Raw genomic sequence first — 24,788 nt, 5'->3', positions numbered from 1 at the left:
GGAGTCACCCTCAAGGGGCGCCCCGGGATCGTGGGTCCTGCTGGCAGGGCGTTCAGGCCGCCTTGCGCACTTCCGGCTTGTTGAGGGCCGTGGCCACACCGAAGTCGGGGGCAAAGTCGTCCACACGGATGACGATGTCCCGCAGCTCGTTGCGCCGCTTGATCACTGCGTACTCGGCGGCAGACAGGACGCCGGCCTCGTAGGCGGCCAGGGCCACATCGCGCACGTTGGCGAGGGGGTTGCCGTCGAACTTGCCACTCTTTTCCGCTTCCCGGATCTTGGCCTCGATGGGCTCGGCTTCCAGGGTGGCGGTCAGGGCCAGCTCGATGGCGCCCACGGCATCCGCTTCCGTCTTGGCGACGAAGCAGCCGGCGGTGAGGCGCTCCCGGGTGGCGCTGGGAGAGATCAGGGCCTTGGCCACCTGATGGCCGATGTCGTCGGACGGCACCACATGGGGACGGCCGAAGGGGAAGATGACCTTCTTCAGGAACCAGCCCACCAGCGGGCTCGGGTAGTTGGCGAGGACGCCGTCAAAGGCTTCCTGGGCCTGCACCAGGGAATCCTGCACCGACCAGTGCATGAGGGCCGCATCGGCCTGCTGCCGGCCTTCCGCCTCGTAGCGCTTCAAGGTGGCGGAGATCAGGTACATCTGGGCCAGGATGTCGCCGAGACGGGCGGAGATCTTTTCCTTGCGCTTCAGACCGCCGCCCAGGACCAGCATGGAGACGTCGGAAAGGAAGGCGAAGGCAGAGGAGAAGCGGGTCAGCTGCTGGTAGTAGCGGCGGGTCTCCGGCGCCACGTCGGCACCGACGCCGGCGAAGCGGGCACCGGTCAGGCCCAGCAGCAGGGCGCGCACGCCGTTGCCGATGGAGAAGCCCATGTGGCCGAACAGGGCCTTGTCGAAGCCGACCAGGTCGTTCTTCTGGGCGGCCTGCATTTCGGCCAGCACGAAGGGATGGCAGCGGATGGCGCCCTGGCCGAAGATGATCAGGCTGCGGGTGAGGATGTTGGCGCCTTCCACGGTGATGCCGATGGGAATCTGCTGGTAGGCGCGGCCGAGGAAGTTGGAGGGGCCGAGGCAGATGCCCTTGCCGCCGATCACGTCCATGCCGTCATTGACCACCTTGCGGGCCCGTTCGGTGACGTGGTACTTGGCGATGGCGGAGACCACGGAGGGCTTCTCGCCCAGATCGACGGCGCCGGCGGTCATGACCCGGGCGGCGTCCATCATGTAGGTGTAGGCGCCGATGCGGGTGAGGGCCTCTTCCACGCCTTCGAACTTGCCCACGGCCATCTTAAACTGGCTGCGGACCCGGGCGTAGGCACCGACGGCACGGGCGGTGAGTTTGGCCATGCCGGTGTTGGAGGACGGCAGGGAGATGGAGCGGCCGGCAGCCAGGCACTCCATCAGCATGCGCCAGCCCTGGCCGGCCATGGCCGGGCCGCCGATGATGAACTCCAGGGGCATGAACACTTCCTTGCCCCGGGTCGGACCGTTGTGGAAGGCGGCGTTCAGGGGGAAGTGGCGGGTGCCGATTTCCACGCCGGGGTGGTCGTTGGGGACCAGGGCGCAGGTGATGCCGATATCCTTCTTGTCGCCCAGCAGGCCCTGGGGATCGTAGAGACGGAAGGCCAGGCCGAGCACGGTGCACACCGGGCCCAGGGTGATGTAGCGCTTGTCCCAGGTGACCTTCATGCCCAGCACTTCCTGGCCCTGCCACATGCCCTTGCAGACCACGCCGTAGTCGGGGATGGAGGCTGCATCGGAACCGGCCCAGGGGCTGGTGAGGGCGAAGGCGGGTACGTCGATGCCCTTGGCCAGGCGGGGCAGGTAGTGGTTCTTCTGCTCGTCGGTGCCGTAGTGCAGCAGCAGCTCGGCCGGGCCGAGGGAGTTGGGCACCATGACGGACACGGCCAGGGCGGAGGAACGGGTGGACAGCTTGGTCACCACCTGGGAATGGGCGTAGGCGGAGAATTCCAGGCCGCCGTACTTCTTCGGGATGATCATGCCGAGGAAGCCCTTGTCCTTGATGTACTGCCACACATCGGGCGGCAGGTCATACAGCTCGTGGGAGACCTTCCAGTCGTCGGTCATGGCGCAGGCCTGATCGACCTCGTTGTCCATGAAGGCCTGTTCTTCGGCCGTCAGCTTGGGCTGGGGATAGGCCATCAGCTTCTGCCAGTCGGGCTTGCCGCGGAACAGCTCGCCTTCCCACCAGACGCTGCCGGCTTCCAGCGCCTCCCGCTCCGTGTCGGACATCTGGGGCAGGATGCGCTTGTAAATGGAGAAAAGAGGCCGGCTGATCAGGGCCCGACGCAGAGGACGGACACTGATCAGCACGGCTAACGTCAAGAGTGTTGCCACACTCAACAGAGGGATGATGCTCATGGATGCTGTCTCCTTTTATGGTCTCGCGGCCAATCTGTGTCGGCTCTTCGAGTTGTTATTCCGTGGTTACTACAAGGTTTGCAACTTCAGCTTTCGAACTGGGGCAACTGGGCACGCAGGCCGCCGAGGAGGAAGGACATGAGCCGAGGCAGCAGCTTGTCCAGCCCCTCGTCCGCCTCCTGGGGCTCGATGCCCCAGTCGGTGACGATGCGCAGGGCGTCCGTACCGGCGATGGCGTAGGACGTGGCGCCGAGCATGAAATGGAAGCGCCAGACGATTTCCGCCTTGGGCACATCCGGCAGGGCCTTGAACAGGGCCTGCTTGTAACGGTCCACCACCCCGGCGTATTCCTCGGCAAAGAAGGCGCGGATGAAACCGGAGGGTTCAGTCATGGTGCGGCCGATCAGGCGCAGGAAGGTGCGCCCGCCCAGGGCCTCGTGCTCGGCCATGCGGATCAGGGTGCCGAAGAAGGCATCGACGATCAGGGACGGCTTGAGGGGCTTGCCGGCGGCTTCGGCCTCCAGCTCGTCGAGGATGCGCAGGCGCTCCTGGTTGAGCCAGGTGAGACGGCGGCGGAACACTTCCTGGATCAGCTGTTCCTTGGAGCCGAAGTGGTAATTCACCGCGGCCAGATTGACCCCGGCGGCACCGGTGATCATGCGCATGGAGGTCCCTTCGAACCCGTTCTCGGTGAACAGGTGCTCGGCGGCGTCAAGAATGCGCTCCCGGGTATCGGCGCTGTTCTTGGCATCGGCGGGCGGCAGGGACTGGGCAGCTTGGGTCATGTTGGGGCGAGCTAAATTCAAACGAGTGTTTGAATCATATGTTTAAAAAAAATGAAGCGCAATAGATTCGGTAAAGTTTTTTCAAGACGTCTTTACACTGCCGCTGGCACTCGCCCAGAAGCCAATAGGGACGCCACTTTCCAGGCACGGCAGTCCAGCAGGCCCGCCCCTTCTGCCTCCCGGGCCGGCGCCATTGCGTTACCACACCCCCGCCCGTCCCGCTGTCAGGAAATCCCGCACAAGTGCCGGGGCCCGGCGGCGGCCCCCTGCTAGAATTGGGCCATGCGCCGCTCATCCTCTGCCCACCTGCCCCGCCCCGCCGGCGAAGTCCATGCCTGGCCCACCATCCGCACCCTGTTTCCCTACCTGTGGCAGTACAAGTGGCGGGTTTCCGCCGCCCTGATCGCCCTGGTCAGCGCCAAGCTGGCCAGCGTCGCCGTGCCCCTGGTGTTCAAGCAGATGATCGACAGCCTGTCGCCCCAGGAGACGGCCCTGGCCCTGCCGGTGCTGCTGCTCCTGCTCTACGGCGGCCTGCGCTTCGGCACCGCCCTGTTCACCGAGCTGCGGGAAATGCTCTTCGCCCGGGTCACCCAGCGGGCGGTGCGGCGCATCGCCCTGGAGGTGTTCCGCCACCTGCACTCCCTGTCCCTGCGTTTCCACCTGGACCGCCAGACCGGCGGCGTCTCCCGGGACATCGAACGGGGCTCCCGCTCCATCTCCAGCCTGATCAGCTACACCCTCTATTCCATCCTGCCCACCCTGGTGGAGCTGGGCCTGGTGCTGGGCATCCTGCTGACCCACTACGACTGGGTCTTCGCCGCCATCACCGCCGCCTCCCTGGTGGCCTACATCGTATTTACCGTGCAGGTGAGCAACTGGCGCATCGGCATCCGCCGCGCCGTCAATGAAATGGATTCGGCCGCCAACTCCCGGGCCATCGACAGCCTGCTCAACTACGAGACGGTGAAGTACTTCAACAACGAGGATTACGAGGCCAGGCGCTACGACAGCCAGATGCAGCAGTGGGAGGATGCCGCCACCCGCAGCCAGGTCACCCTCTCCTTCCTCAATCTGGGGCAGCAGGCCATCATCGCCGCCGGCGTCACCCTGATGATGTGGCGCGCCACCGCCGGCGTGGTGGCCGGCACCATGACCATCGGCGACCTGGTGCTGGTCAATGCCTTCCTCATCCAGCTGTACATGCCCCTCAACTTCCTCGGCGTGGTGTACCGGGAAATCCGCCAGGCTCTCACCGACATCGAGCGCATGTTCAAGCTGCTGGGCGAAAACCGGGAAGTGGCCGACGCGCCGGACGCCATCGCCCTGCCCCCGGGCCCAGCGGAGGTGCGCTTCGAGGCGGTGGATTTCGCCTACGATGCGGCCCGCCCGATCCTGCACGACCTCTCCTTCACCATTCCCTCGGGCCACACCCTGGCGGTGGTGGGCCACTCCGGCGCCGGCAAGTCCACCCTGTCGCGCCTGCTCTACCGCTTCTACGACGTCAGCGGCGGCGCCATCCGCATCAACGGCCTGGACCTGCGCCAGATGACCCAGGACAGCCTGCGCAGCGCCATCGGCATCGTTCCCCAGGACACGGTGCTGTTCAACGACACCCTCATCTACAACATCCAGTACGGCCGCCCCGGCGCCACCCGGGAGGAAGCCATTGCCGCCGCCCGGGCCGCCCAGCTGGAAGCCTTCGTCGAATCCCTGCCGGAGAAGTGGGAAAGCCGGGTGGGCGAACGGGGCCTCAAGCTTTCCGGCGGTGAGAAGCAGCGGGTGGCCATCGCCCGGGCCCTGCTGAAGAACCCGCCCATCCTCATTTTCGACGAGGCCACCTCGGCCCTGGACTCCAAGACCGAGAAGGCCATCCAGGCCCAGCTGGAGCTGGCGGCCCGGGGCCGCACCACCCTCATCATCGCCCACCGCCTGTCCACCGTGATGGAGGCGGACGAAATCCTGGTGCTGGAGGCCGGCCGCATCGTCGAACGGGGCCGCCATGCCGAGCTGCTGGCCGCCGGCGGCGCCTACGCCCAGATGTGGGCCCTGCAGCAGCAGGAAGAACTGGGCGACGCCCTGGCAGACGACACCCCCAGCCTGGAGCCGGCCTGATGCACCGTACCGTGCCGGCACCGGCGGCGATGACGGCGGCCGCCTGACCATGTCCAGATCCGCCCACCCCAGCCTGCCCTCCCGCGCCCGCCGCCGGCTGCGGCGCCAGCCCCTGCCGCCGCGGCTCACCGCCCTGGTGGTGCTGGTGGTGCCCATGGCCATGACCCTGTTCAGCTGGCAGCAGCTGCGCCACATGGAACAGCAGCAGGCCAGCGCCGCCTTCTCCCGGGAAGCCTCCCGGGTCTCCGCGGCGATGGAGGAACGGCTCAACGACTACGCCCAGGTGCTGCGCGGCGGCTCCGGCTTCCTCCACGCCACTCCCAATCCCTCCCGCCAGGCCTGGCACCAGTTCAGCGAACAGCTGGAACTGTCGCGCAAGGTGCCGGGCATGCTGGTGCTGGGCTACCTGCCCCGGGTGGCGGCAGCCGACTTGCCGGCCTTCACCCAGCGCATGCGGGAGCGGGAAGGCGTCACCGGTTTCTCGGTGCGCCCCCCCGGACCCCGGGATGAATACTACCCGGTAGCCTTCATGGCGCCGGAGGCGCCCCTGCGCAGCGCCTTCGGCTTCGACGTAGCCTCCGAGCCGACCCGCCGGGAGGTACTGCAGGCCGCCCGGGACATGGGCGTAGTGGCCATGTCCGGCCCCATCCGCCTGATGGCGGACCCGGAACATGCTTCCCCCAGCCTGCTCATGGTCGCCCCCCTGTACAGCACCAACGGCGTGCCGACCATCCAGGAGCAGCGGCGGCAGGCACTGCAGGGCTATGTCTTCACCCTGTTCCGGGTGGATGAATTCGTCGACAGCCTCAGCCTCAGCGGCAGCGCCCAACTCAATATCCGCATCAGCGACGACAGTGGCGGCAGCAGCCAGACCAAGCACCTCTACGGTGCCAGCGGCAGCGGCCCCAGCAATCCCCTGTCCGAGGAGCGCAGCTTCTACTTCGGCGGCCGTTCCTGGCAGCTGCACCTGGAAAGCCAGGACCCGCCGGAGCAGGGCCCCGAGCTGCCCAGTTCCCGCATCCTGCTTTTTTCCGGCACCGCCATCAGCATGCTGCTGGCCCTCCTGACCCTGCGTCTGGGCAGCCGGCGCAGCTTTGCCGAACAGCTGGCCCGCCGCCTCAGCCACGAATGGGCAGAGGCCAACAGCCGCCTCACCGGCGTCTTCGCCGCCCTGCCCGACCTCATGTTCGAGCTGGACCGGGACCGCTGCTTCCGCCACTACCACGCCCCCAACGAAGGCGAGCTGTTCGTGCCGCCCCACAGCTTCCTCGGCCGCCATCCCCGGGACATCCTGCCGGCCTCCCTGGTAATGCAGCTGGAGCAGTGCTGCGACCGGATCGATGCCGGCGTGCGGCTGCAGATCATGGAGTACCAGCTGCCCCGCCACGACGGCGAAATCGGCGAGTACGAGGCCCGCATCACGGCCATCGGCGAAGGCGGCTACCTGATGGTGGTGCGCAACGTCTCCGAGGTGCGCCGCACCCAGCAGGCCCTGCTGCAGGCCAACGCCCGCATGAAGTCGGTGTTCGACTCGGCCACCGAAGTCTCCATCATCACCACCGACACCGAAGGTCTGATCACGGTCTTCAACCGGGGGGCGGAGAAAATGCTCGGCTACAACGCTGCGGCCATGGTCGGCCAGGCCACCCCCGCCATCCTGCACCTGCCGGAGGAGGTGGAGGCCAGGGCTGCCGAACTGAGCCGGGAGTTCGGCTGGAAGATCCAGGGCTTCGAGGTCTTCGTCACCCGGGCCCGCCTCACCGGAGCGGAGCGGCGCGAGTGGACCTATGTACGCCAGGACGGCAGCCACCTGACGGTGAGCCTGGTGGTGACGGCCGTCTACGATGAAGCCCACAACGTCACCGGCTTCCTCGGCGTGGCCGTGGACATTACCGCCCTGAAGACGGCGGAGGCCGAGTTGCGCCGACACCGGGACCATCTGCAGGAGCTGGTCAGCGAGCGCAGCGCCGACCTGCTGGTGGCCAAGGAGGCGGCGGAGTATGCCAACCACACCAAGTCCGAGTTCCTCGCCAACATGTCCCATGAACTGCGCACCCCGATGCACGCCATCCTCAGCTTTGCCGGCCTGGGCCTGAGTCGGGCCGGCAGCATTCCGGGGGCGGAAAAGCTCAACCACTATTTCCAGCGCATCCGGGAAAGCGGGGAGCGGCTTCTGGCCCTGGTGAACGACCTGCTCGACCTGTCCAAGCTGGAGGCGGGCAAGATGTCTTTCGAGCCGAGGCCGGTGAATCTGCGCCCCCTTATCCGGGAGGCCGCCGGCGAAATGGAGTCCCTGCTGCAGGAGAAGAGCCTGCATCTGGTGCTCGACGAACGGGGGCCGGCAGAGGTTTACTGCGACCCCCTGCGCTTCGGCCAGCTGATCCGCAACCTGCTCTCCAACGCCATCAAGTTCTCCCCCGTTGGCGGCGTCATCCAGGTGGGCTTTGCCCCCACCACGCTCTCTTCGGGCCGCCGCAGCGGCGACCGGGGCAGTCGCAGCGCCGTGGAGATGACGGTACGCGACGAAGGGGTCGGCATTCCGGTGGACGAACGGGAACTGGTCTTCGACAAGTTCGCCCAGAGCAGCAAAACCAAGACCGGCGCCGGCGGCACCGGCCTCGGGCTGGCAATATGTCGCGAAATCGCCCTGGCCCATCGCGGTACCATTGTGGCCAGAGGCAACGACGGCCCCGGCACCTGCCTCGCCGTGACCCTGCCGACCCCGGAAGCCAGCCCCTCCATCGAGGATAGAGCATGACCCATCACCTGCTGATAGTGGACGACGAGCCCCTCAACCTGGAAATCCTGTCCGAGTATTTCGACGGTCAGGGCTACCGCCTGAGCATGGCGGAGAACGGCGAGGTGGCCTGGGCCATGCTGAGGCAGCATCCGGACGTGGATCTGGTGCTGCTCGACCGCATGATGCCCGGCATCGACGGCGTCGAGTTGCTCAAGCGCATCAAGGCCGACCCGGAACTCAAACCCATTCCGGTCATCATGCAGACTGCCGCCTCCGCCCCAGAACAGGTGCGGGAAGGACTGCTGGCCGGCGCCCTGTACTACCTGACCAAGCCCTATGAGAGGGACTCCCTGCTCTCCATCGTGCGTGCCGCTCTCACCGACGGCAACACCCGCCGCGATCTGCAACAGCGCCTGCGCGAGCACACCAATGCCCTGCGCCTGATGGAGTCGGCCCGTTTCAGCCTGTCTACCCTGGACGAAGTCGGCTGCCTGGCCGTCTTCCTGGCCCAGGCCTGTCCCGAACCGGAAGGGGCCGTCCTCGGACTGTCCGAGTTGCTGGTCAATGCCATCGAGCACGGCAACCTGGGCATTTCCTATGAGGAGAAATCCTCCCTGAAACGCAGTGACCGCTGGCAGGAGGAAATCAGCCGCCGCCTGCAATTGCCCGAGAATGCAGGCAAGCGGGTGGATGTCACTTTCGAACGGGACGGGAGCACCATCCGCATCTGCATCACCGACCAGGGCGAGGGTTTCGACTGGAACCGCTACCTGGATTTCGATCCGGCCCGGGCCTTCGACCCCAACGGCCGCGGCATTGCCATGGCCCGCCTGGGCAGCTTCCAGGACCTGCAGTACCAGGGCAAGGGCAACGTGGTTCTGGCCACCATCGGCGAGACGCTCCCGTGACGCGCAAGAGCCCGCCCCTGCGCATTCTGGTGGCCGACGACTCCCCCAGCATCCGCCAGATTCTGCTGGCCCTGCTGGGGCGCCAAGGACACCAGGTGATCGCAGCCGAGGACGGCCAGCAGGCCCTGGATCTGTTCCACCGCCACCAGCCCGACCTGCTGCTGCTCGACATCATGATGCCTGTCCTCGACGGCATGGAGGTGGCACGGCGTATCCGGGCAGAAAAGCTGGATCGCTGGGTGCCCATCATTTTCCTCTCGGCCCTCGACCGGCGCGAGAATCTGGTGGCGGGCCTGGAGGCTGGCGGCGACGACTTCCTCGCCAAGCCCCTGGATTTTGCCCTGCTCGATGCCCGCATCCGCTCCATGCACAAGGCCCTGGACCTGCAACGCCAGGCGCGGGAGTCCTATCGGCAGTTGAAGGCCATTTCCGACAACGTCCTCGATGCCATCGTCACCATCGACGTCCACGGCCGCATCCTCTCCTGCAACCAGGCCACCGAACGGATTCTCGGCTGGCGCCCGGAGGAACTGCGGGGCCAGAACGTCAATGTGCTGATGCCCGAGCCCTATCACTCGCGCCACAACGACTACATGCGGGCCTACGTGGAAGGCGGTCCGCCCAATGTCTTCGGTTACGGGCGCGAACGCCCCGCCCTGCGCAAGGACGGCACTGTCTTCCCCGCCGAGCTGGCGGTCACGGAAATCCGCGACGGTTCCCAGCGCATTTTCATCGGCCTGCTGCGGGACGTGACCGAACGCAAGAATGCCGAAATGAAGCTGATGGAGAATGCGGCGGCCCTGCAGCAGTACTACGATCAAGCAGAAGAGGAAAACCAGTTGGCCGCCCGCCTGCTGGACAAGCAGATGCTGCGCCCGGGACTGCAGGATAGCCATGTGCGCTACTGGCTCAGCGCCGCCAAGAACTTCAGCGGCGACGTGGTTGCCGCCACCCGCACCCCGGATGGTTCTCTGGTAGCCCTGCTGGCAGATGCGACGGGCCATGGCCTGACGGCGGCCATCAGCACCCTGCCCCTCCTCACCGTCTTCTATGGCATGGCGAATCGGGGCCTGCCCCTGGAAAGCATGGTAGGGGAGATGAACCGGCACCTGAAGGCATCCCTGCCCACCGGCCACTTTGTGGCGGCCAACGTGGTTCTCCTTGATCCAGCCACCGGCACCGGCCAGGCCTGGTGTGGAGGCATGCCGGAATCGTTGTTGTTGGACGGCGACGGGGAAGTCGTCCGGACCTTCGCCTCCCGCCACCTGCCATTCGGCATCCTCGGCACAGATGAGTTTGAGGCAAGCATTGATACCTTCCCGTGCACACCAGGGCATCAGCTGATGCTCTATTCCGACGGCTTTAAGGAAGCAGAGGGGAAGAACGGTGCCCAACTTGGCCACGCCGGCTTGCGCGAAATCCTGCGGGGCGTGCCCCCCGAACAACGGCTAACCGCCCTGCAACAGGCATTGGCCGAGCACCTGGCCGGCAGCCCTGCCCAGGACGACATTTCCGTTTTGCTCCTGGATTGCTGACGCAACACGGAGGCAAAAGTGTCGGCCCTGCGGCAAACGCAGGACGAAAAAAAAGCCAGGCAAGCGCCTGGCTTTTTTCGTGGGAGACTTCAGCCTTAGGCTGCAGCTTCCTCGGCAACTTCCACAGCTTCGCCTTCCGGGCGATCCAGCAGTTCGACCAGAGCCATCGGGGCGTTGTCGCCCTGACGGAAGCCGCACTTCAGGATGCGCAGGTAGCCGCCGTTGCGGGTGGCAAACCGGGGACCCAGCACGTCGAAGACCTTGACGACCATATCGCGGTCGCGCAGGCGGTCGAAGGCCAGACGGCGGTTAGCCAGGCTGGGCTTCTTGCCCAGGGTGATGATCGGTTCCACCACGCGGCGCAGTTCCTTGGCCTTGGGCAGGGTGGTCTTGATCACTTCGTGCTTGAGCAGGGAATTGCTCATGTTGCGCAGCATGGCCAGACGGTGGGCGCTGGTCCGGTTCAGCTTGCGAAGACCGTTACGGTGACGCATTTTCTAATCCTCTCTCGTTCGGGCCGCGTTAGACTTTTTCCAGACCCGCGGGCGGCCAGTTTTCCAGCTTCATGCCCAGAGTCAGGCCGCGGGCGGCCAACACTTCCTTGATTTCATTCAGCGACTTGCGACCCAGGTTCGGGGTCTTCAGCAGCTCGTTCTCGGTCCGCTGAATCAGATCACCGATGTAATAGATGTTCTCGGCCTTGAGGCAGTTGGCGGAGCGCACCGTCAGTTCCAGGTCATCCACCGGGCGCAGCAGGATCGGATCCACCTGCACCGGCTTCTGGGCCTCGACCATGGGGGCAGTGCCTTCCAGGTCGGCGAACACAGACAGTTGCTCCATCAGGATGCGGGCCGCAGTGCGGATCGCTTCCTCGGGCTCGATAACACCGTTGGTCTCGATGTCCATGACCAGCTTGTCCAGGTCGGTACGCTGCTCGACGCGAGCGCTTTCAACCAGATAGCTGACACGACGGACCGGGCTGAAAGAAGCATCCAGCACCAGTTGGCCGATATTCTTGGTATCACCCAGATTGCGCATGGTACCGGGGACATAGCCGCGGCCCTTTTCCACCTTGATCTCCATGGACAGCTTGCCGCCGGAGGAGATGTGGGCGATCACGTGATCGGGGTTGATGATCTCGACGTCGTGGGTGGTCTCAATATCGGAGGCGCGGACAATGCCCTCGCCATCCTTACTGAGCTTCAGCACGACTTCGTCGCGACCGTGGAGCTTGAAAACGATACCCTTCAGATTCAGAAGGATATCAACGACATCTTCCTGCACGCCATCGATGGTCGAGTACTCGTGCAGGACGCCGTCGATGCTCACGTCGGTCGGCGCGTAGCCGGGCATCGAGGAAAGCAGAATACGCCGCAGGGCATTGCCCAGGGTGTGACCGTAGCCGCGTTCAAACGGCTCCATCACAACCCGGGCCTGTACCGGCGACAGGCTCTGCACATCAATGATGCGCGGTTTCAGAAGTCCAGTGCTTTGCATGTGCTGTCCTTTGCCTGTTCAGTCAGCCTGCCTGGCATTACTTCGAATAAAGTTCGATGACCAGGCTTTCGTTGATGGTGGAAGGCAGTTCGGAACGGATCGGAGCAGCCTTGAAGGTGCCCTTGCCATTCTTCGCGTCCACATCCAGCCACTCGGGGAAGCCGCGGGATTCGGCAGCCGCCAGGGCAGCCTTCACACGCAGGGAACCACGGGAGCGCTCGGTCAGCTCCACCACGTCGCCGGGGCGAACTTGGTAGGAGGGGATGTTCACACGCTTGCCATTCACCAGCACGCCGTTGTGACGGACGATCTGGCGGGATTCGGAGCGGGAAGCGCCGAAGCCCATGCGATAGGCCACGGAATCCAGACGGGACTCCAGCAGCTGCAGCAGGTTTTCGCCGGTCACGCCCTTACGACGGTCGGCTTCTTTGTACACGCTACGGAATTGGCCTTCCAGCACGCCGTAGATGCGACGGATCTTCTGCTTTTCACGCAGATGCACGCCGTAGTCGGACAGGCGCTGGCCAGACTTCTGACCATGCTGACCGGGGGCGTAGGCACGGCGCTCAACAGAGCACTTGTCGGTGTAGCACTTCTCGCCTTTGAGGAAGAGCTTTTCGCCTTCGCGGCGGCACTGACGGCATTTCGGATCGAGGTTACGAGCCACGAGTCACTCCTTAAATGCGACGCTTCTTCGGCGGACGGCAGCCGTTATGCGGCACAGGCGTCACGTCGGAGATTGCGGTGATCTTCATACCCAGGGCGTTCAGGGCGCGCACGGCGGATTCGCGGCCGGGGCCGGGTCCCTTGATGCGCACTTCCAGATTCTTCACGCCACACTCTTGAGCAGCCTTGCCGGCAGCCTCGGCTGCCACCTGAGCGGCAAACGGAGTGGACTTGCGAGAGCCCTTGAAGCCAGCACCACCGGAGGTTGCCCAAGACAGGGCATTACCTTGACGGTCGGTGATGGTGATGATGGTGTTGTTGAACGAGGCGTGAATATGGGCAATGCCCTCGGCCACGTTCTTCTTGACCTTTTTACGTACTTTGGCAGCAGTCTTAGCCATTTCCTATCCTCTTATTTGCCCTTTTGGACAGCCTTGCGCGGGCCCTTGCGGGTACGCGCGTTGGTGCGGGTACGCTGACCACGCACGGGCAGACCCTTGCGGTGACGCAGGCCACGATAGCAGCCAAGGTCCATCAGACGCTTGATGCTCATGGTCACTTCACGGCGGAGGTCACCCTCGACAGTGAACTTACCAACTTCATCACGCAGGCGTTCCATCTCGGCGTCGGACAGGTCCTTCACCTTGGTCGAACGAACGACACCCGCTGCGTCACAGATCTTCTGTGCGCGGGTGCGACCAACGCCGAAAATCGCGGTCAACGCGATCTCAGCGTGTTTGTGGTTGGGAATATTTACCCCAGCGATACGGGCCATTAAGTCACCCCGGAAAAGCGAAACCTACAATTATACCGATGAATCGTACTTCGATTCAACCCGAATATCGACGCAACACCAGCTTTCGCCGGTTGCAATTAGCCCTGGCGCTGCTTATGGCGCGGATCAGTGCAAATCACGCGCACAATGCCATTGCGACGAATGATCTTGCAGTTGCGGCAAATCTTTTTTACCGATGCCAGCACTTTCATTTTTAGCTCCTTGATTCAGGGCGCTTGGCGCAGCCAGCCATTAACCCGATTACTTCTTAGCGTAGAGATTCTTGAAACCTTATTTGGCGCGGAAAACGATGCGGGCCCGGGATAAATCATAGGGCGTCAACTGCACCGTCACCTTGTCGCCTGGCAGGATACGGATGTAATGCATCCGCATCTTGCCGGATATGAAGCCGAGGACCATGTGGCCGTTTTCCAGCTTCACTCTGAACGTCGCATTGGGAAGGTTTTCTACCACCTCCCCCTGCATTTCAATCAGATCTTCCTTCGCCATCCTAGCTCTGGTCTGTCTGGAGCCGGCCTACTTCATTGCCGGGAAGCCACCGCCCTTGAAGTTAGCTTTCTTGAGCAGGCTTTCGTATTGATGGGACATGACATAGGCCTGGACCTGGGACATGAAATCCATGGTCACGACCACGATAATCAGCAAGGAAGTACCACCGAAATAGAACGGCACGTTCCACTTCAAAATCAGAAACTCGGGCAGCAGACACACTAGGGTGATGTAGCCGGCGCCAACCAGGGTCAGGCGCATGAGAATCTTGTCAATGTAGCGGGCAGTCTGCTCGCCAGGACGAATCCCGGGCACGAAGGCCCCGCTCTTCTTCAGGTTGTCCGCGGTTTCCTTGGAGTTGAAAACCAGGGCGGTGTAGAAGAAGCAGAAGAAGACGATCGCGGCGGCGTAGAGCATCACGTAGATCGGCTGGCCAGGCGACAGGGTGGCGGCAAAGTCCTTCAGCCAGCGCATGGATTCGCCGGAACCGAACCAGCCGGCAACGGTCGCCGGGAAAAGAATGATCGAGGAAGCGAAGATGGGGGGAATGACACCAGCCATGTTCAGCTTCAGCGGCAGATGGGAGCTCTGACCGCCATAAACCTTGTTGCCAACCTGGCGCTTGGCATAGTTGACCAGAATCTTGCGCTGGCCCCGCTCGACGAACACCACAAAGGCGGTGACGAAGAACACCAGAATCGAAATCACGATTGCGGTCAGCGGATGCATGGCACCGGTACGAACCAGCTCCAGCAGGCCGCCGATGGCGTTGGGCAGACCCGCAGCGATACCGGCAAAGATGATGATGGAAATACCGTTGCCCAGACCACGTTCGGTAATCTGTTCGCCCAGCCACATCAGGAACATGGTGCCCGTCAGCAGGGTGGCCACGGTCGTCAGGCGGAACAGGAAGCCAGGCTCCAGGACCAGCCCGGGCTGTGCCTCAAGGGCAATTGCGATGCCCAACCCCTGAAACAGGGCGAGCGCCACTGTGCCATAGCGGGTGTATTGGGTAATCTTGCGCCGCCCGGCTTCACCTTCCTTCTTCAGCGCCTCGAGCTGAGGGCTGGCCACCGCCATCAACTGCATGATGATGGAGGCGGAGATGTAGGGCATGATGCCAAGGGCGAAAATGGTAAAGCGAGACAGGGCGCCACCGGAGAACATGTTGAACATGCCCAGGATGCCGCCCTGCTGGCTTTGGAAGAGTTCGGCCAGCACATTGGCGTCGATCCCGGGAACCGGGATGTGGGCGCCGATGCGATAAACGACCAGGGCACCAAGCAGGAACCACAGACGGCGTTTCAGATCGCCGAACTTGCCGCCTTTGCTGACTACGTTATTGGTCGCCAAAACCGAACTTCCTCGCGCTACGTTAGAAACGATTACTCAGCCACGGAGCCGCCGGCAGCCTCGATGGCGGCCTTGGCACCCTTGGTGGCACCCACGCCCTTGAGCGCAACCTTGCGGCTGATCTCACCGGACAGGATGACCTTGGCGGACAGTGCATTGCCAGCCACCAGACCGGCCTGCTTCAGTACCAGCAGATCGATCTCGTCGACGGGCAGACCCTGGATCTCGGACAGACGAACTTCCACGTTGCGGGCATTCGTCAGGGAGACGAAACCGCGCTTCGGCAGACGGCGGTGCAGAGGCATTTGACCGCCTTCGAAACCAACCTTGTGGAAGCCGCCGGAACGGGACTTCTGACCCTTGTGGCCACGGCCACAGGTCTTGCCCAGGCCGGAGCCGATACCGCGACCGACACGCTTCTTGGCGTGCTTGGCGCCTTCTGCGGGCTTGATGGTATTCAGTTGCATGTTAGCCCTCGCACTTCAGCAGGTACGAAACCTTGTTGATCATGCCGCGCACAGCAGGCGTATCCTGCAGCACGGAAGAGGAGTTCAGCCGGCGCAGGCCCAGGCCGCGCACGGTGGCGCGGTGGTCCTGCTTGGTGCCGATCAGGCTCTTGACGAGCGTAACCTTGATAGTCTTCTCAGCCATTTCTTACCCCAGGATGTCTTCAACGGACTTGCCGCGCTTGGCAGCAATTTCCGCCGGAGTGTTCATCGCCAGCAGGCCGTTCAGAGTGGCACGGACGATGTTGTAAGGATTGGTGGAGCCGTGAGCCTTGGCCACGACGTTGGTCACACCCATCACTTCGAACACGGCGCGCATGGCACCGCCGGCGATGATGCCGGTACCGTCGGCAGCGGGCATCATCAGAACGGTGGAGGAACCATGCTTACCAACAACGGCGTGCTGCAGGGTGCCGTTCTTCAGGCTGACTTTTTCCATCTTGCGACGGGCTTCGTCCATTGCCTTTTGCACGGCAACGGGCACTTCGCGGGACTTGCCCTTGCCCATGCCAACGCCGCCGTCGCCATCACCCACCACGGTCAGGGCGGCGAAGCCCAGAATCCGGCCGCCCTTCACCACCTTGGTGACGCGGTTGATGGAGATCATTTTTTCGCGCAGACCGTCGTCGCGCTCGTCTGCCTGCTGGGGCTTCTTGGTTTGCGGTTTTGCCATAATTAACCTCGAACTTTCCTTCAGGCCGATCAGAACTTCAGACCGTTTTCGCGTGCGGCTTCAGCCAGGGCCTTGACACGACCGTGGTACTGGAAGCCGGCACGGTCGAAAGCGACCTGCTCGATGCCCGCCTTCTTGGCGCGCTCGGCGATGAGCTTACCGATGGTGGCAGCAGCATTCACATTGCCGCCATTCGGCAGATCCTTGCGCACTTCAGGTTCCAGGGAAGAGGCAGCAGCCAGAACCTTGGACCCGCAGGGAGAAATAACTTGAGCATAGATGTGGCTGTTGGTGCGGAACACGCACAGACGGACGGCCTTCAGCTCGGCGATTTTGGCCCGGGTTTTACGGGCACGACGCAAGCGCGACTGTTTTTTGTCAATCATTTCGCCACCTTACTTCTTCTTGGTTTCCTTGAGCGCGACCACTTCGTCGGCATACCGCACGCCCTTGCCCTTATAGGGTTCAGGCTTACGATAAGCGCGAACTTCAGCCGCTACCTGCCCCACCGCCTGCTTGTCCACACCCTTGATGAGGATTTCAGTCTGGCTCGGAGTCTCCACCTTGACGCCAGCAGGCATCTTGTGGGCCACCGGATGGGAAAAGCCGAGGGTCAGGTTCAGGGTGTCGCCCTGGGCCTGAGCACGGTAACCCACGCCGACCAGCGTCAGCTTGCGCTCAAAACCCTTGGTAACACCGGTCACCATATTGTTCAGATTGGCACGCATGGTGCCCCACAGAGCACCAGCACCTTCAACGCCTTCCACCGGGGAGCAAACCAGTTGCTCGCCCTCGACCTTCACGACCACAGCCGGGTTGGCCTTCAGCTTCAGCACGCCAAGGGGGCCCTTGACGGAGATCTCTTCACCCAGAGCAACTTCCACACCCTTGGGCAGCGAAATCGGATTCTTACCTACACGGGACATGGTTCCCCCTTACGCAACGATGCAGAGGACTTCGCCACCCACGTTCTGGGTGCGTGCCTTGCGGTCGGTCATGACGCCCTTGGGGGTGGACACAATTGCCACGCCCAGGCCATTCATAACACGCGGAATATCCTGGCTGCCCTTGTAAACACGCAGACCAGGCCGGGAGACGCGCTCGATGCGCTCAATAACCGGGCGGCCGGCGTAGTACTTCAGGGCAATCTCCAGAGAAGCCTTGCCTTCGATTTCGCGCACGGCGAAATCATCAATATAACCTTCGCCCTTAAGGACGTCGGCAATCGCCACTTTCAGCTTGGAGCAGGGCATCGTTACGGATGCCTTCTCGGCCTGCTGGGCGTTGCGGATGCGGGTCAGCATGTCCGCGATCGGATCGCTCATAGCCATCTTTATTCCTCCTGCTTACCAGCTGGCCTTGGTCATACCGGGAATCTCGCCCTTGAAGGCGGCTTCACGGAGCTTGTTGCGGCACAGGCCGAACTTGCGGAAAACACCGCGCGGACGACCGGTTACTTGGCAACGATTGCGCAGACGGGCGGGGCTGGAATTGCGCGGCAGTGCCTGCAGCTTCAGACGAGCCTCGAAGCGCTCGGCGTCAGAAAGGCTCTGATTGTCGATAACGGCCTGCAGGGCAGCACGCTTGGCAGCGTACTTTTCCACGAGCGCGCGACGCTTCTCTTCGCGATTGATGAGTGACAGTTTTGCCATTATCGCCTCAATTCTTGAAGGGGAACTTGAAGGCAGACAGGAGGGCCTTGGCTTCCTCGTCGCTCTTCGCGGTGGTGGTAATGCTGATATTCATCCCGCGCAGAGCATCGATCTTGTCGTACTCGATTTCGGGGAAAATGATCTGCTCTTTCACACCCATGTTGTAGTTGCCACGGCCGTCGAAGCCCTTGCCAGCCACGCCGCGGAAGTCACGCACGCGGGGCAGGGAAACGGTGATCAGGCGATCCAGGAACTCGAACATGCGGGGGCCACGCAGGGTGACCATGCAACCGATGGGGTAGCCGTCACGAATCTTGAAGCCAGCGATGGACTTGCGGGACTTGGTGACAACGGGCTTCTGACCAGCGATCTTCTGCATGTCGCCGACGGCATTTTCCAGGATCTTCTTATCCTGAACAGCTTCGCCGACACCCATGTTCAGGGTGATCTTGGTGATGCGCGGCACTTCCATAACGGACTTGTAGCCGAACTGCTTGGTCAGCTCAGGCACCACGCTAGCTTTGTAGTAGTCGAAAAAACGCGCCATGACTATTCCTTAAGCGTCCAGGGTTTCGCCATTGGACTTGAACACGCGCACTTTCTTGCCGTCTTCAAGAATCTTGAAGCCAACGCGGTCAGCCTTCTGGGTCGCAGCATTGAACAGCGCGACGTTAGAGATGTGAATGGGCATGTCCTTGTCGACGATGCCACCAACCACGCCCTTGATGGGATTGGGCTTGACGTGCTTCTTGGCACGGTTCACACCCTCGACCACCACATGCTCGGCATCGACACGGCGAGCAACGGTACCGCGCTTGCCCTTGTCTTTGCCGGCGATGACGACAACCTCGTCACCCTTGCGAATCTTTTCCATCACCGCTCCTTACAGCACTTCGGGCGCCAGGGACACGATCTTCATGAAGCGCTCGGTACGCAATTCGCGCGTAACCGGCCCGAAGATACGGGTACCAATGGGCTCCAGCTTGGCATTGAGGAGCACCGCCGCGTTGTTGTCGAACTTGATCAGCGAGCCATCGGGACGACGCACGCCCTTGGCGGTACGAACCACCACGGCGTTATACACATCACCCTTTTTCACGCGACCACGGGGAGCGGCGTCCTTGATGGACACCTTGATGATGTCACCAACGGCCGCATAGCGACGCTTGGAGCCGCCCAGGACCTTGATACACATCACCGAACGCGCACCGGTATTATCGGCGACGTCCAGAATCGTCTGCATCTGAATCATTATTAACTCCAACTTTTCCCGCAACGGATCGCAGGCAGTCTTGGACCCCGAAGGGGGGAGGAACTAAAACAAAGGAGCCCGGCTGACACCGGGCACCTCGAAGAAGCGGGATAGTACACGCTCCTGAGAAAACGCGCAAGCCCTTTCGGGCTTGCCCATCATTAGATGATGGTTGCCTTTTCCAGCAGCTTGGTAACGCGCCAGGCCTTGGTGCGGGACAGAGGACGGGTTTCCTCGATCTCCACCAGGTCGCCAGCCTTGGCTTCGTTGTTTTCGTTGTGCGCGTGATATTTCTTGGACTTGGTCACGATCTTGCCGTAAACCGGGTGCTTCACGCGACGTTCGATCAGGACGGTGACGGTCTTTTCCATCTTGTCGCTGACCACGCGACCGATCAGGGTACGCTTGATGCTGGTGGTCTCGCTCATTGCTGTACCGCCTTTTCACGCATAAAGGTACGAACACGCGCAATATCCTTGCGCACCTTGTTCAGCTGGCTGGTATTGGCCAGCTGCTGCGTCGCAGCCTGCATGCGCAGGCTGAACTGGGCCTTCAGGAGCTCAACCAGCTCCGTGTTCAGCTCTTCGACGCTCTTCGCTTTCAACTCATTGGCTTTCATGGATTACCCCAACTGACGGGTCACGAAGGTGACAGCGAAGGGGATCTTGGCAGCAGCAAGGGCGAACGCCTCGCGAGCCAGAGCCTCATCCACACCGTCCATCTCGTACAGAACCTTACCCGGCTGAATTTCAGCCACGTAGTATTCCGGATTACCCTTACCGTTACCCATACGGACTTCGGCAGGCTTCTTGGAAATGGGCTTATCCGGGAACACGCGGATCCAGATACGGCCGCCCCGCTTGATGTGACGGGTCATGGCACGACGCGCAGCTTCGATCTGACGGGAAGTCAGACGCCCGCGGGCGATGGCCTTGAGACCGAATTCACCAAAGCTAACCTTGGCACCGCGGGTAGCCAGACCGGTGTTACGGCCCTTCTGCTCCTTGCGGTATTTTCTGCGATTAGGCTGCAGCATCGTTGTTACCTGCCTTTCTTACGCGCTTGGCGGGGGCCTTGTCGCCCTCCGCAGCCTTGGCCTCACCTTCAGCCTTGGCCTTCACAGTACGAGTGGTCTTGGGCTTGTCGGCACCTTCGCCAGGCTTGGCGGAGCGACGGGGCTTGCGCTGCTCGTCGGCACCGGCTTCCGGAGCCACGACAGCGGGCTGGCCGTTGGCGGACATTTCACCCTTGAACACCCAGACCTTGATACCGATGATGCCGTAGGTGGTGCGGGCTTCGGAGGTAGCGTAGTCGATGTCGGCGCGCAGGGTGTGCAGGGGCACACGACCTTCGCGGTACCATTCGGTACGGGCGATTTCAGCACCGTTCAGACGGCCGGAGCTCATGATCTTGATGCCCTGGGCACCCAGACGCATGGCGTTCTGCATGGCACGCTTCATGGCACGACGGAACATGATCCGCTTTTCCAGCTGCTGGGCGATGGAGTCGCCGATCAGCTGGGCATCGAGTTCCGGCTTGCGGATTTCTTCGATGCTGACGTGGACCGGCACACCCATGATGCGCTGCAGTTCGGCGCGCAGGTTGTCGATCTCTTCGCCCTTCTTGCCGATAACCACGCCCGGACGGGCGGAGAAGATGGTGACGCGGGCGTTCTTGGCGGGGCGCTCGATGAGAACGCGGCCGACGGACGCATGTGCCAGCTTCTTCTTGAGGTAGTCACGGACCCGGATGTCTTCGTTCAGCATGGTGGCGAAGTTCTGACTGTTCGCGTACCAGCGGGAAGCCCAGTTACGGTTCACGCTGAGGCGGAACCCGGTAGGATTAATCTTCTGTCCCATAACTCTTCCTCAGTTCCCGACGGTCACGAAAATGTGGCAGGTCTGCTTGATGATGCGATTGCCACGACCCTTCGCCCGAGCGGTGAAGCGCTTCAGAGACGTACCCTGCTCGACGTGAATGGTCTTGACCTTCAGTTCGTCGATATCGGCGCCGTCATTATGCTCGGCGTTGGCGATGGCAGACTCCAGAACCTTCTTAACGATCTTTGCGCCCTTTTGGGGAGCAAAGCCCAGGATGTTGAGCGCCTGGCCCACCGGCTTACCGCGAACCAGGTCAGCCACGAGGCGACCCTTCTGGGCGGAGAGGCGGACGCCGCGCAAAATAGCACGAGTTTCCATTTGCACTCCTTTACTTCTTCGCCTTCTTGCCGGCGGTATGACCCTTGAAAGTACGGGTCAGGGAGAATTCGCCGAGCTTGTGGCCGACCATGTTTTCGGTGACATACACCGGAATATGTTGCTTGCCGTTATGCACGGCAATGGTCAGACCGACGAAATCCGGCAGCACGGTGGAGCGGCGAGACCAGGTCTTGATCGGCCGCTTGTCGTTGCCAGCACGAGCGGCGTCGACTTTCTTCAGCAGGTGGGCATCGACGAACGGGCCCTTTTTTACAGAACGTCCCATAGATCTCTACCCCTTAACGCTTGTGACGACGCTGCACGATCATGGAGTTCGTGCGCTTGTTACGACGGGTACGATAACCCTTGGTCTTGGTACCCCAAGGACTAACCGGATGCATACCAGCTGCGGTACGGCCTTCACCACCACCGTGGGGGTGATCAACCGGGTTCATGACCACGCCACGAACGGTCGGACGAACACCGCGCCAGCGCATGGCACCGGCCTTACCGATGGAACGCAGGGAGTGCTCTTCGTTACCGACTTCACCGATGGTGGCACGGCATTCGACGTGCACACGGCGGATTTCACCGGAGCGCAGACGCAGCTGAGCGTAAGAGCCTTCACGAGCCAGCAGTTGCACGGAAGTACCAGCGGCGCGAGCCAGCTGAGCACCCTTGCCGGGCAGCATTTCCACGCAGTGAATGGTGCTACCCACCGGAATGTTGCGAATCGGCAGGGCGTTGCCGGACTTGATCGGAGCTTCGGAGCCGGAGATCACTTGCTGGCCGACCACCATGCCCTTGGGGGCAATGATGTAACGGCGCTCACCGTCGGCGTAGCACAGCAGAGCCACGTTGGCGGAACGATTGGGATCGTACTCGAGGCGCTCGACCTTGGCCGGAATGCCGTCCTTGTTGCGCTTGAAGTCGACAACACGGTAGTGCTGCTTATGACCGCCGCCCTTGTGGCGAACGGTGATGCGACCGTTGTTGTTACGACCGGAACCGCGGGTCTGCTTCTCGAGCAGGCCGGCGAACGGCTTACCCTTGTACAGATCGGGGTTGACGACCTTCACGACGGCACGGCGGCCGGCGGAAGTCGGTTTAACTTTGATCAATGCCATGTTCTTACTCCCCGGCCGCGAAATTGATTTCCTGGCCCGGCTTCAGGCTGACGTAAGCCTTCTTCCAGCTCTTGCGGCGGCCGATGAAACGACCGAAGCGCTTTTCCTTGCCCTTGACGTTGGCCACCTGAACGGACTCGACCTGCACCTTGAAGAGCAGCTCAACAGCAGCCTTGATTTCCGGCTTGGTTGCGTCGGAGGCAACCTTGAAAACCACCTGCTCGTTCTTGTCGGCGATGAAAGTCGCCTTTTCGGAGATTTGCGGCGCCAGCAGCACCTGCAGCAGACGTTCTTGGCTCATCCCAGCAGCTCCTCAAACTTGGCCACAGCACCCTTGGTCACGAGGACCTTGGGGAAGCGCACCAGGGACACGGGATCGGCTTCGCTAACGTCCAGAACCAGCACATTGGGCAGGTTGCGGGAAGCCAGGAAGACGTTCTCATCCAGGGAATCGGTAATCACCAGCACGGACTCGTAGCCCATGCCCTTGATCTTCTGGGCGAACAGCTTGGTCTTGGGCGCCTCGACAGAGAGGTTTTCCACCACGGCCAGACGGTCATCACGGACCAGCTGGGAAAGAATGGAAGCCAGACCAGCGCGGTACATTTTCTTGTTCACCTTCTGGGAGAAGTTCTCCTCAGGGGAATTCGGGAAAATGCGACCGCCTCCGCGCCACAGCGGGCTGCCATTGCTACCGGAACGTGCGCGACCGGTACCCTTCTGGCGCCAGGGCTTGGTGGTGGTGTGCCGGACTTCGGAGCGATCCTTCTGCTTGCGGTTGGCGCTACGGGCATTGGCCTGATAGGCAACAACCACCTGGTGCACCAGCGCTTCGTTGTACTCGCGGCCGAACAGGGCATCGGAAGCCTGCAGCTTGGCAGCTTCCTGACCGTTTTCGTTGATAACTTTCAGTTCCATCACGCCCCCTTAAGCCTTGACTGCCGGACGCACAATGACGTCGGAGCCCTTGGAGCCGGGAACAGCGCCTTTCACCAGCAGCAGCTGGCGCTCGACGTCGACCCGAACCACTTCCAGGCACTGCACAGTGCTCTTCACAGCACCCAGGTGACCGGCCATGCGCTTACCCGGGAACACGCGACCCGGATCCTGCGCCATACCGATGGAGCCAGGAGCATTGTGAGACACGGAGTTACCGTGGCTGGCGCGGTTGGAGCTGAAGTTGTGACGCTTGATAGCGCCGGCAAAACCCTTACCCTGGGAGGTGCCGGTGATATCGACCTTCTGGCCAACAGCGAAGATTGTGACAGCGATCTGATCGCCAGCCTTCAGGCCAGCGAGCTGCTCAGCGGTCACGGGGAATTCTTTGAGCACGTGCCCAGCTTCAACACCAGCCTTGGCCAGATGACCAGCCAGAGACTTGTTGACGCGGGAGGCACGACGCTTGCCGAAAGTCACCTGAACGGCGGCATAGCCGTCGGTTTCAGGCGTTTTGATCTGGGACACACGGTTGTTCGACACGTCCAGCACAGTCACCGGGACGGTAGCACCGTCATCAGTGAACACGCGCGTCATGCCGACCTTGCGCCCAACAAGGCCTAGACTCATGGTTATTCTCCAAATGCCGGCTGCGATTGGCCGACAAGTAAGTCAAAATGGGCGACACCAAACGGAGTCGCCCGCGGAAAAGCGGTGGATTATATACGCAACCAGTCGCTTATTGCAACTTGATTTCGACGTCAACACCAGCCGGCAGGTCGAGCTTCATCAGAGCATCAACAGTCTTGTCGGTCGGATCGATGATGTCCATCAGGCGCAGATGGGTCCGGATCTCGAACTGATCGCGGGAAGTCTTGTTCACGTGCGGGGAACGCAGCACGTCGTAACGCTGGATGCGGGTGGGCAGGGGCACGGGGCCACGAACCACAGCACCGGTACGCTTGGCGGTTTCAACGATTTCCTGAGCGGATTGGTCGATCAGGCGGTAGTCAAAGGCCTTCAGACGGATACGGATTTTCTGGTTTTGCATGATATTTCCCAAAGAGCGATGGGGCGGGTGAAAGCCCGCCCCGAATGTAAAAATTACTCGATGATCTTGGCAACCACACCGGCGCCGACGGTACGGCCGCCTTCGCGGATAGCGAAGCGCAGA

Annotated in this window: 36 protein-coding genes; 4 read left to right on the top strand and 32 right to left on the bottom strand. The window is 62.2% G+C overall.

Features of this window, described 5'->3' with window-relative positions:
* Positions 1 to 52: 52 nt before the first annotated feature.
* A complete protein-coding gene (locus tag AC1RTA_RS04245) occupies positions 53 to 2,389 on the bottom strand; it encodes an acyl-CoA dehydrogenase (RefSeq protein ID WP_492784026.1) in 2,337 nt (778 codons plus the stop codon).
* A gap of 86 nt (positions 2,390 to 2,475) precedes the next feature.
* Positions 2,476 to 3,174, bottom strand: a complete 699-nt coding sequence (locus tag AC1RTA_RS04240; RefSeq protein ID WP_130459229.1) for a TetR/AcrR family transcriptional regulator — start codon at positions 3,172 to 3,174, stop codon at positions 2,476 to 2,478.
* 282 nt (positions 3,175 to 3,456) lie between these two features.
* On the opposite strand from AC1RTA_RS04240, the gene AC1RTA_RS04235 reads away from it, so the two are divergent.
* From AC1RTA_RS04235 to AC1RTA_RS04220, 4 genes are read left to right on the top strand one after another with little or no spacing between them, the layout of a single operon-like run.
* The gene (locus AC1RTA_RS04235; RefSeq protein ID WP_492784025.1) at positions 3,457 to 5,286 is read left to right on the top strand and encodes an ABCB family ABC transporter ATP-binding protein/permease; all 1,830 of its coding nucleotides are present in this window, start codon (positions 3,457 to 3,459) and stop codon (positions 5,284 to 5,286) included.
* A gap of 49 nt (positions 5,287 to 5,335) precedes the next feature.
* Positions 5,336 to 8,044: a CHASE domain-containing sensor histidine kinase gene (locus AC1RTA_RS04230; RefSeq protein WP_492784024.1), complete on the top strand. Its 2,709-nt coding sequence runs from the start codon at positions 5,336 to 5,338 to the stop codon at positions 8,042 to 8,044.
* Positions 8,041 to 8,934, top strand: coding sequence for an ATP-binding response regulator (locus AC1RTA_RS04225; protein WP_416243720.1), 894 nt, complete (start codon positions 8,041 to 8,043; stop codon positions 8,932 to 8,934). Before AC1RTA_RS04230 ends, AC1RTA_RS04225 begins: the two co-directional genes overlap by 4 nt.
* Positions 8,931 to 10,469, top strand: a complete 1,539-nt coding sequence (locus AC1RTA_RS04220; protein ID WP_492784023.1) for a SpoIIE family protein phosphatase — start codon at positions 8,931 to 8,933, stop codon at positions 10,467 to 10,469. Before AC1RTA_RS04225 ends, AC1RTA_RS04220 begins: the two co-directional genes overlap by 4 nt.
* 95 nt (positions 10,470 to 10,564) lie before the next feature.
* On the opposite strand, the gene rplQ is transcribed toward AC1RTA_RS04220, so the two are convergent.
* The 30 genes from rplQ to AC1RTA_RS04070 all read right to left on the bottom strand — a co-directional run.
* On the bottom strand, positions 10,565 to 10,963 hold the full coding sequence (rplQ, locus tag AC1RTA_RS04215; RefSeq protein WP_014235452.1) for a 50S ribosomal protein L17: 399 nt from the start codon (positions 10,961 to 10,963) through the stop codon (positions 10,565 to 10,567).
* A 28-nt stretch (positions 10,964 to 10,991) separates the two neighbouring features.
* Positions 10,992 to 11,966, bottom strand: coding sequence for a DNA-directed RNA polymerase subunit alpha (locus AC1RTA_RS04210; RefSeq protein WP_014235453.1), 975 nt, complete (start codon positions 11,964 to 11,966; stop codon positions 10,992 to 10,994).
* A 37-nt stretch (positions 11,967 to 12,003) separates the two neighbouring features.
* Complete coding sequence (rpsD, locus tag AC1RTA_RS04205; RefSeq protein WP_014235454.1) at positions 12,004 to 12,633, bottom strand: 30S ribosomal protein S4; 630 nt, start codon at positions 12,631 to 12,633, stop codon at positions 12,004 to 12,006.
* A gap of 10 nt (positions 12,634 to 12,643) precedes the next feature.
* On the bottom strand, positions 12,644 to 13,033 hold the full coding sequence (gene rpsK / locus AC1RTA_RS04200) for a 30S ribosomal protein S11 (RefSeq protein ID WP_014235455.1): 390 nt from the start codon (positions 13,031 to 13,033) through the stop codon (positions 12,644 to 12,646).
* An 11-nt stretch (positions 13,034 to 13,044) separates the two neighbouring features.
* Complete coding sequence (gene rpsM / locus AC1RTA_RS04195) at positions 13,045 to 13,407, bottom strand: 30S ribosomal protein S13 (protein WP_014235456.1); 363 nt, start codon at positions 13,405 to 13,407, stop codon at positions 13,045 to 13,047.
* A 98-nt stretch (positions 13,408 to 13,505) separates the two neighbouring features.
* The gene (gene rpmJ / locus AC1RTA_RS04190; protein ID WP_014235457.1) at positions 13,506 to 13,619 is read right to left on the bottom strand and encodes a 50S ribosomal protein L36; all 114 of its coding nucleotides are present in this window, start codon (positions 13,617 to 13,619) and stop codon (positions 13,506 to 13,508) included.
* Between the two features lie 79 nt (positions 13,620 to 13,698).
* Positions 13,699 to 13,917, bottom strand: a complete 219-nt coding sequence (gene infA / locus AC1RTA_RS04185; RefSeq protein WP_014235458.1) for a translation initiation factor IF-1 — start codon at positions 13,915 to 13,917, stop codon at positions 13,699 to 13,701.
* A gap of 27 nt (positions 13,918 to 13,944) precedes the next feature.
* Positions 13,945 to 15,270 (bottom strand): preprotein translocase subunit SecY, encoded by a 1,326-nt coding sequence (secY, locus tag AC1RTA_RS04180; protein ID WP_014235459.1) that lies wholly within the window; start codon positions 15,268 to 15,270, stop codon positions 13,945 to 13,947.
* Positions 15,271 to 15,302: 32 nt separating this feature from the next.
* Entirely contained in the window at positions 15,303 to 15,737 is a 435-nt protein-coding gene (gene rplO / locus AC1RTA_RS04175; RefSeq protein ID WP_014235460.1) for a 50S ribosomal protein L15, read from the bottom strand.
* A 1-nt stretch (position 15,738) separates the two neighbouring features.
* Positions 15,739 to 15,921 carry a 50S ribosomal protein L30 gene (gene rpmD / locus AC1RTA_RS04170; RefSeq protein WP_014235461.1) on the bottom strand — a complete coding sequence of 61 codons (183 nt, stop codon included), beginning with the start codon at positions 15,919 to 15,921 and terminating at the stop codon, positions 15,739 to 15,741.
* Positions 15,922 to 15,924: 3 nt separating this feature from the next.
* Positions 15,925 to 16,449, bottom strand: coding sequence for a 30S ribosomal protein S5 (gene rpsE / locus AC1RTA_RS04165; RefSeq protein ID WP_014235462.1), 525 nt, complete (start codon positions 16,447 to 16,449; stop codon positions 15,925 to 15,927).
* Positions 16,450 to 16,478: 29 nt separating this feature from the next.
* Positions 16,479 to 16,832, bottom strand: a complete 354-nt coding sequence (gene rplR / locus AC1RTA_RS04160) for a 50S ribosomal protein L18 (RefSeq protein WP_130459319.1) — start codon at positions 16,830 to 16,832, stop codon at positions 16,479 to 16,481.
* Between the two features lie 12 nt (positions 16,833 to 16,844).
* Positions 16,845 to 17,375 (bottom strand): 50S ribosomal protein L6, encoded by a 531-nt coding sequence (gene rplF, locus AC1RTA_RS04155; RefSeq protein ID WP_014235464.1) that lies wholly within the window; start codon positions 17,373 to 17,375, stop codon positions 16,845 to 16,847.
* A 9-nt stretch (positions 17,376 to 17,384) separates the two neighbouring features.
* Complete coding sequence (rpsH, locus tag AC1RTA_RS04150) at positions 17,385 to 17,780, bottom strand: 30S ribosomal protein S8 (protein ID WP_014235465.1); 396 nt, start codon at positions 17,778 to 17,780, stop codon at positions 17,385 to 17,387.
* A 15-nt stretch (positions 17,781 to 17,795) separates the two neighbouring features.
* On the bottom strand, positions 17,796 to 18,101 hold the full coding sequence (gene rpsN, locus AC1RTA_RS04145) for a 30S ribosomal protein S14 (RefSeq protein ID WP_014235466.1): 306 nt from the start codon (positions 18,099 to 18,101) through the stop codon (positions 17,796 to 17,798).
* A 7-nt stretch (positions 18,102 to 18,108) separates the two neighbouring features.
* Positions 18,109 to 18,648, bottom strand: a complete 540-nt coding sequence (rplE, locus tag AC1RTA_RS04140; RefSeq protein WP_014235467.1) for a 50S ribosomal protein L5 — start codon at positions 18,646 to 18,648, stop codon at positions 18,109 to 18,111.
* Positions 18,649 to 18,657: 9 nt separating this feature from the next.
* A complete protein-coding gene (gene rplX / locus AC1RTA_RS04135) occupies positions 18,658 to 18,975 on the bottom strand; it encodes a 50S ribosomal protein L24 (RefSeq protein ID WP_014235468.1) in 318 nt (105 codons plus the stop codon).
* Positions 18,976 to 18,984: 9 nt separating this feature from the next.
* Positions 18,985 to 19,353, bottom strand: coding sequence for a 50S ribosomal protein L14 (rplN, locus tag AC1RTA_RS04130; protein ID WP_014235469.1), 369 nt, complete (start codon positions 19,351 to 19,353; stop codon positions 18,985 to 18,987).
* Positions 19,354 to 19,514: 161 nt separating this feature from the next.
* The gene (rpsQ, locus tag AC1RTA_RS04125; RefSeq protein ID WP_014235470.1) at positions 19,515 to 19,781 is read right to left on the bottom strand and encodes a 30S ribosomal protein S17; all 267 of its coding nucleotides are present in this window, start codon (positions 19,779 to 19,781) and stop codon (positions 19,515 to 19,517) included.
* Positions 19,778 to 19,972 (bottom strand): 50S ribosomal protein L29, encoded by a 195-nt coding sequence (rpmC, locus tag AC1RTA_RS04120; protein ID WP_014235471.1) that lies wholly within the window; start codon positions 19,970 to 19,972, stop codon positions 19,778 to 19,780. Before rpmC ends, rpsQ begins: the two co-directional genes overlap by 4 nt.
* A 3-nt stretch (positions 19,973 to 19,975) precedes the next feature.
* Positions 19,976 to 20,389: a 50S ribosomal protein L16 gene (gene rplP, locus AC1RTA_RS04115; protein WP_014235472.1), complete on the bottom strand. Its 414-nt coding sequence runs from the start codon at positions 20,387 to 20,389 to the stop codon at positions 19,976 to 19,978.
* Complete coding sequence (rpsC, locus tag AC1RTA_RS04110; RefSeq protein WP_130459234.1) at positions 20,376 to 21,212, bottom strand: 30S ribosomal protein S3; 837 nt, start codon at positions 21,210 to 21,212, stop codon at positions 20,376 to 20,378. The genes rplP and rpsC overlap by 14 nt, the downstream gene beginning before the upstream one ends.
* A 9-nt stretch (positions 21,213 to 21,221) precedes the next feature.
* Entirely contained in the window at positions 21,222 to 21,551 is a 330-nt protein-coding gene (rplV, locus tag AC1RTA_RS04105; RefSeq protein WP_014235474.1) for a 50S ribosomal protein L22, read from the bottom strand.
* 10 nt (positions 21,552 to 21,561) lie between these two features.
* Positions 21,562 to 21,837, bottom strand: coding sequence for a 30S ribosomal protein S19 (gene rpsS / locus AC1RTA_RS04100; protein ID WP_014235475.1), 276 nt, complete (start codon positions 21,835 to 21,837; stop codon positions 21,562 to 21,564).
* Between the two features lie 13 nt (positions 21,838 to 21,850).
* A complete protein-coding gene (gene rplB, locus AC1RTA_RS04095) occupies positions 21,851 to 22,678 on the bottom strand; it encodes a 50S ribosomal protein L2 (RefSeq protein ID WP_014235476.1) in 828 nt (275 codons plus the stop codon).
* Between the two features lie 4 nt (positions 22,679 to 22,682).
* The gene (gene rplW, locus AC1RTA_RS04090; RefSeq protein ID WP_014235477.1) at positions 22,683 to 22,979 is read right to left on the bottom strand and encodes a 50S ribosomal protein L23; all 297 of its coding nucleotides are present in this window, start codon (positions 22,977 to 22,979) and stop codon (positions 22,683 to 22,685) included.
* Positions 22,976 to 23,596, bottom strand: coding sequence for a 50S ribosomal protein L4 (rplD, locus tag AC1RTA_RS04085; RefSeq protein ID WP_014235478.1), 621 nt, complete (start codon positions 23,594 to 23,596; stop codon positions 22,976 to 22,978). The genes rplW and rplD overlap by 4 nt, the downstream gene beginning before the upstream one ends.
* 9 nt (positions 23,597 to 23,605) lie before the next feature.
* Positions 23,606 to 24,244, bottom strand: a complete 639-nt coding sequence (rplC, locus tag AC1RTA_RS04080; protein ID WP_014235479.1) for a 50S ribosomal protein L3 — start codon at positions 24,242 to 24,244, stop codon at positions 23,606 to 23,608.
* 109 nt (positions 24,245 to 24,353) lie between these two features.
* On the bottom strand, positions 24,354 to 24,665 hold the full coding sequence (rpsJ, locus tag AC1RTA_RS04075; protein ID WP_014235480.1) for a 30S ribosomal protein S10: 312 nt from the start codon (positions 24,663 to 24,665) through the stop codon (positions 24,354 to 24,356).
* Positions 24,666 to 24,718: 53 nt separating this feature from the next.
* A partial coding sequence (locus AC1RTA_RS04070; RefSeq protein ID WP_198525954.1) for an EF-Tu C-terminal domain-related protein occupies positions 24,719 to 24,788 on the bottom strand: 70 nt, incomplete at its 5' end.

The sequence above is a fragment of the Azospira sp. MPR-E4 genome (genome assembly GCF_058809645.1).
The sequence above is the reverse complement of the archived record's forward strand: the minus strand, read 5'-3'. Positions and strand labels throughout refer to the sequence as shown.

What these genes read in the sequence shown, in the direction of transcription:
- AC1RTA_RS04245 (WP_492784026.1), bottom strand. Translation starts at nt 2,389, where the DNA reads ATGAGCATCATCCCTCTGTTGAGTGTGGCAACACTCTTGACGTTAGCC.
- AC1RTA_RS04240 (WP_130459229.1), bottom strand. Translation starts at nt 3,174, where the DNA reads ATGACCCAAGCTGCCCAGTCCCTGCCGCCCGCCGATGCCAAGAACAGC.
- AC1RTA_RS04235 (WP_492784025.1), top strand. Translation starts at nt 3,457, where the DNA reads ATGCGCCGCTCATCCTCTGCCCACCTGCCCCGCCCCGCCGGCGAAGTC.
- AC1RTA_RS04230 (WP_492784024.1), top strand. Translation starts at nt 5,336, where the DNA reads ATGTCCAGATCCGCCCACCCCAGCCTGCCCTCCCGCGCCCGCCGCCGG.
- AC1RTA_RS04225 (WP_416243720.1), top strand. Translation starts at nt 8,041, where the DNA reads ATGACCCATCACCTGCTGATAGTGGACGACGAGCCCCTCAACCTGGAA.
- rplQ (WP_014235452.1), bottom strand. Translation starts at nt 10,963, where the DNA reads ATGCGTCACCGTAACGGTCTTCGCAAGCTGAACCGGACCAGCGCCCAC.
- AC1RTA_RS04210 (WP_014235453.1), bottom strand. Translation starts at nt 11,966, where the DNA reads ATGCAAAGCACTGGACTTCTGAAACCGCGCATCATTGATGTGCAGAGC.
- rpsK (WP_014235455.1), bottom strand. Translation starts at nt 13,033, where the DNA reads ATGGCTAAGACTGCTGCCAAAGTACGTAAAAAGGTCAAGAAGAACGTG.
- rpsM (WP_014235456.1), bottom strand. Translation starts at nt 13,407, where the DNA reads ATGGCCCGTATCGCTGGGGTAAATATTCCCAACCACAAACACGCTGAG.
- rpmJ (WP_014235457.1), bottom strand. Translation starts at nt 13,619, where the DNA reads ATGAAAGTGCTGGCATCGGTAAAAAAGATTTGCCGCAACTGCAAGATC.
- infA (WP_014235458.1), bottom strand. Translation starts at nt 13,917, where the DNA reads ATGGCGAAGGAAGATCTGATTGAAATGCAGGGGGAGGTGGTAGAAAAC.
- rplO (WP_014235460.1), bottom strand. Translation starts at nt 15,737, where the DNA reads ATGCAACTGAATACCATCAAGCCCGCAGAAGGCGCCAAGCACGCCAAG.
- rpmD (WP_014235461.1), bottom strand. Translation starts at nt 15,921, where the DNA reads ATGGCTGAGAAGACTATCAAGGTTACGCTCGTCAAGAGCCTGATCGGC.
- rpsE (WP_014235462.1), bottom strand. Translation starts at nt 16,449, where the DNA reads ATGGCAAAACCGCAAACCAAGAAGCCCCAGCAGGCAGACGAGCGCGAC.
- rplF (WP_014235464.1), bottom strand. Translation starts at nt 17,375, where the DNA reads ATGTCCCGTGTAGGTAAGAATCCGATTTCGCTGCCCAAGGGTGTGGAA.
- rpsH (WP_014235465.1), bottom strand. Translation starts at nt 17,780, where the DNA reads ATGGCTATGAGCGATCCGATCGCGGACATGCTGACCCGCATCCGCAAC.
- rpsN (WP_014235466.1), bottom strand. Translation starts at nt 18,101, where the DNA reads ATGGCAAAACTGTCACTCATCAATCGCGAAGAGAAGCGTCGCGCGCTC.
- rplE (WP_014235467.1), bottom strand. Translation starts at nt 18,648, where the DNA reads ATGGCGCGTTTTTTCGACTACTACAAAGCTAGCGTGGTGCCTGAGCTG.
- rplX (WP_014235468.1), bottom strand. Translation starts at nt 18,975, where the DNA reads ATGGAAAAGATTCGCAAGGGTGACGAGGTTGTCGTCATCGCCGGCAAA.
- rplN (WP_014235469.1), bottom strand. Translation starts at nt 19,353, where the DNA reads ATGATTCAGATGCAGACGATTCTGGACGTCGCCGATAATACCGGTGCG.
- rpsQ (WP_014235470.1), bottom strand. Translation starts at nt 19,781, where the DNA reads ATGAGCGAGACCACCAGCATCAAGCGTACCCTGATCGGTCGCGTGGTC.
- rpmC (WP_014235471.1), bottom strand. Translation starts at nt 19,972, where the DNA reads ATGAAAGCCAATGAGTTGAAAGCGAAGAGCGTCGAAGAGCTGAACACG.
- rplP (WP_014235472.1), bottom strand. Translation starts at nt 20,389, where the DNA reads ATGCTGCAGCCTAATCGCAGAAAATACCGCAAGGAGCAGAAGGGCCGT.
- rpsC (WP_130459234.1), bottom strand. Translation starts at nt 21,212, where the DNA reads ATGGGACAGAAGATTAATCCTACCGGGTTCCGCCTCAGCGTGAACCGT.
- rplV (WP_014235474.1), bottom strand. Translation starts at nt 21,551, where the DNA reads ATGGAAACTCGTGCTATTTTGCGCGGCGTCCGCCTCTCCGCCCAGAAG.
- rpsS (WP_014235475.1), bottom strand. Translation starts at nt 21,837, where the DNA reads ATGGGACGTTCTGTAAAAAAGGGCCCGTTCGTCGATGCCCACCTGCTG.
- rplB (WP_014235476.1), bottom strand. Translation starts at nt 22,678, where the DNA reads ATGGCATTGATCAAAGTTAAACCGACTTCCGCCGGCCGCCGTGCCGTC.
- rplW (WP_014235477.1), bottom strand. Translation starts at nt 22,979, where the DNA reads ATGAGCCAAGAACGTCTGCTGCAGGTGCTGCTGGCGCCGCAAATCTCC.
- rplD (WP_014235478.1), bottom strand. Translation starts at nt 23,596, where the DNA reads ATGGAACTGAAAGTTATCAACGAAAACGGTCAGGAAGCTGCCAAGCTG.
- rplC (WP_014235479.1), bottom strand. Translation starts at nt 24,244, where the DNA reads ATGAGTCTAGGCCTTGTTGGGCGCAAGGTCGGCATGACGCGCGTGTTC.
- rpsJ (WP_014235480.1), bottom strand. Translation starts at nt 24,665, where the DNA reads ATGCAAAACCAGAAAATCCGTATCCGTCTGAAGGCCTTTGACTACCGC.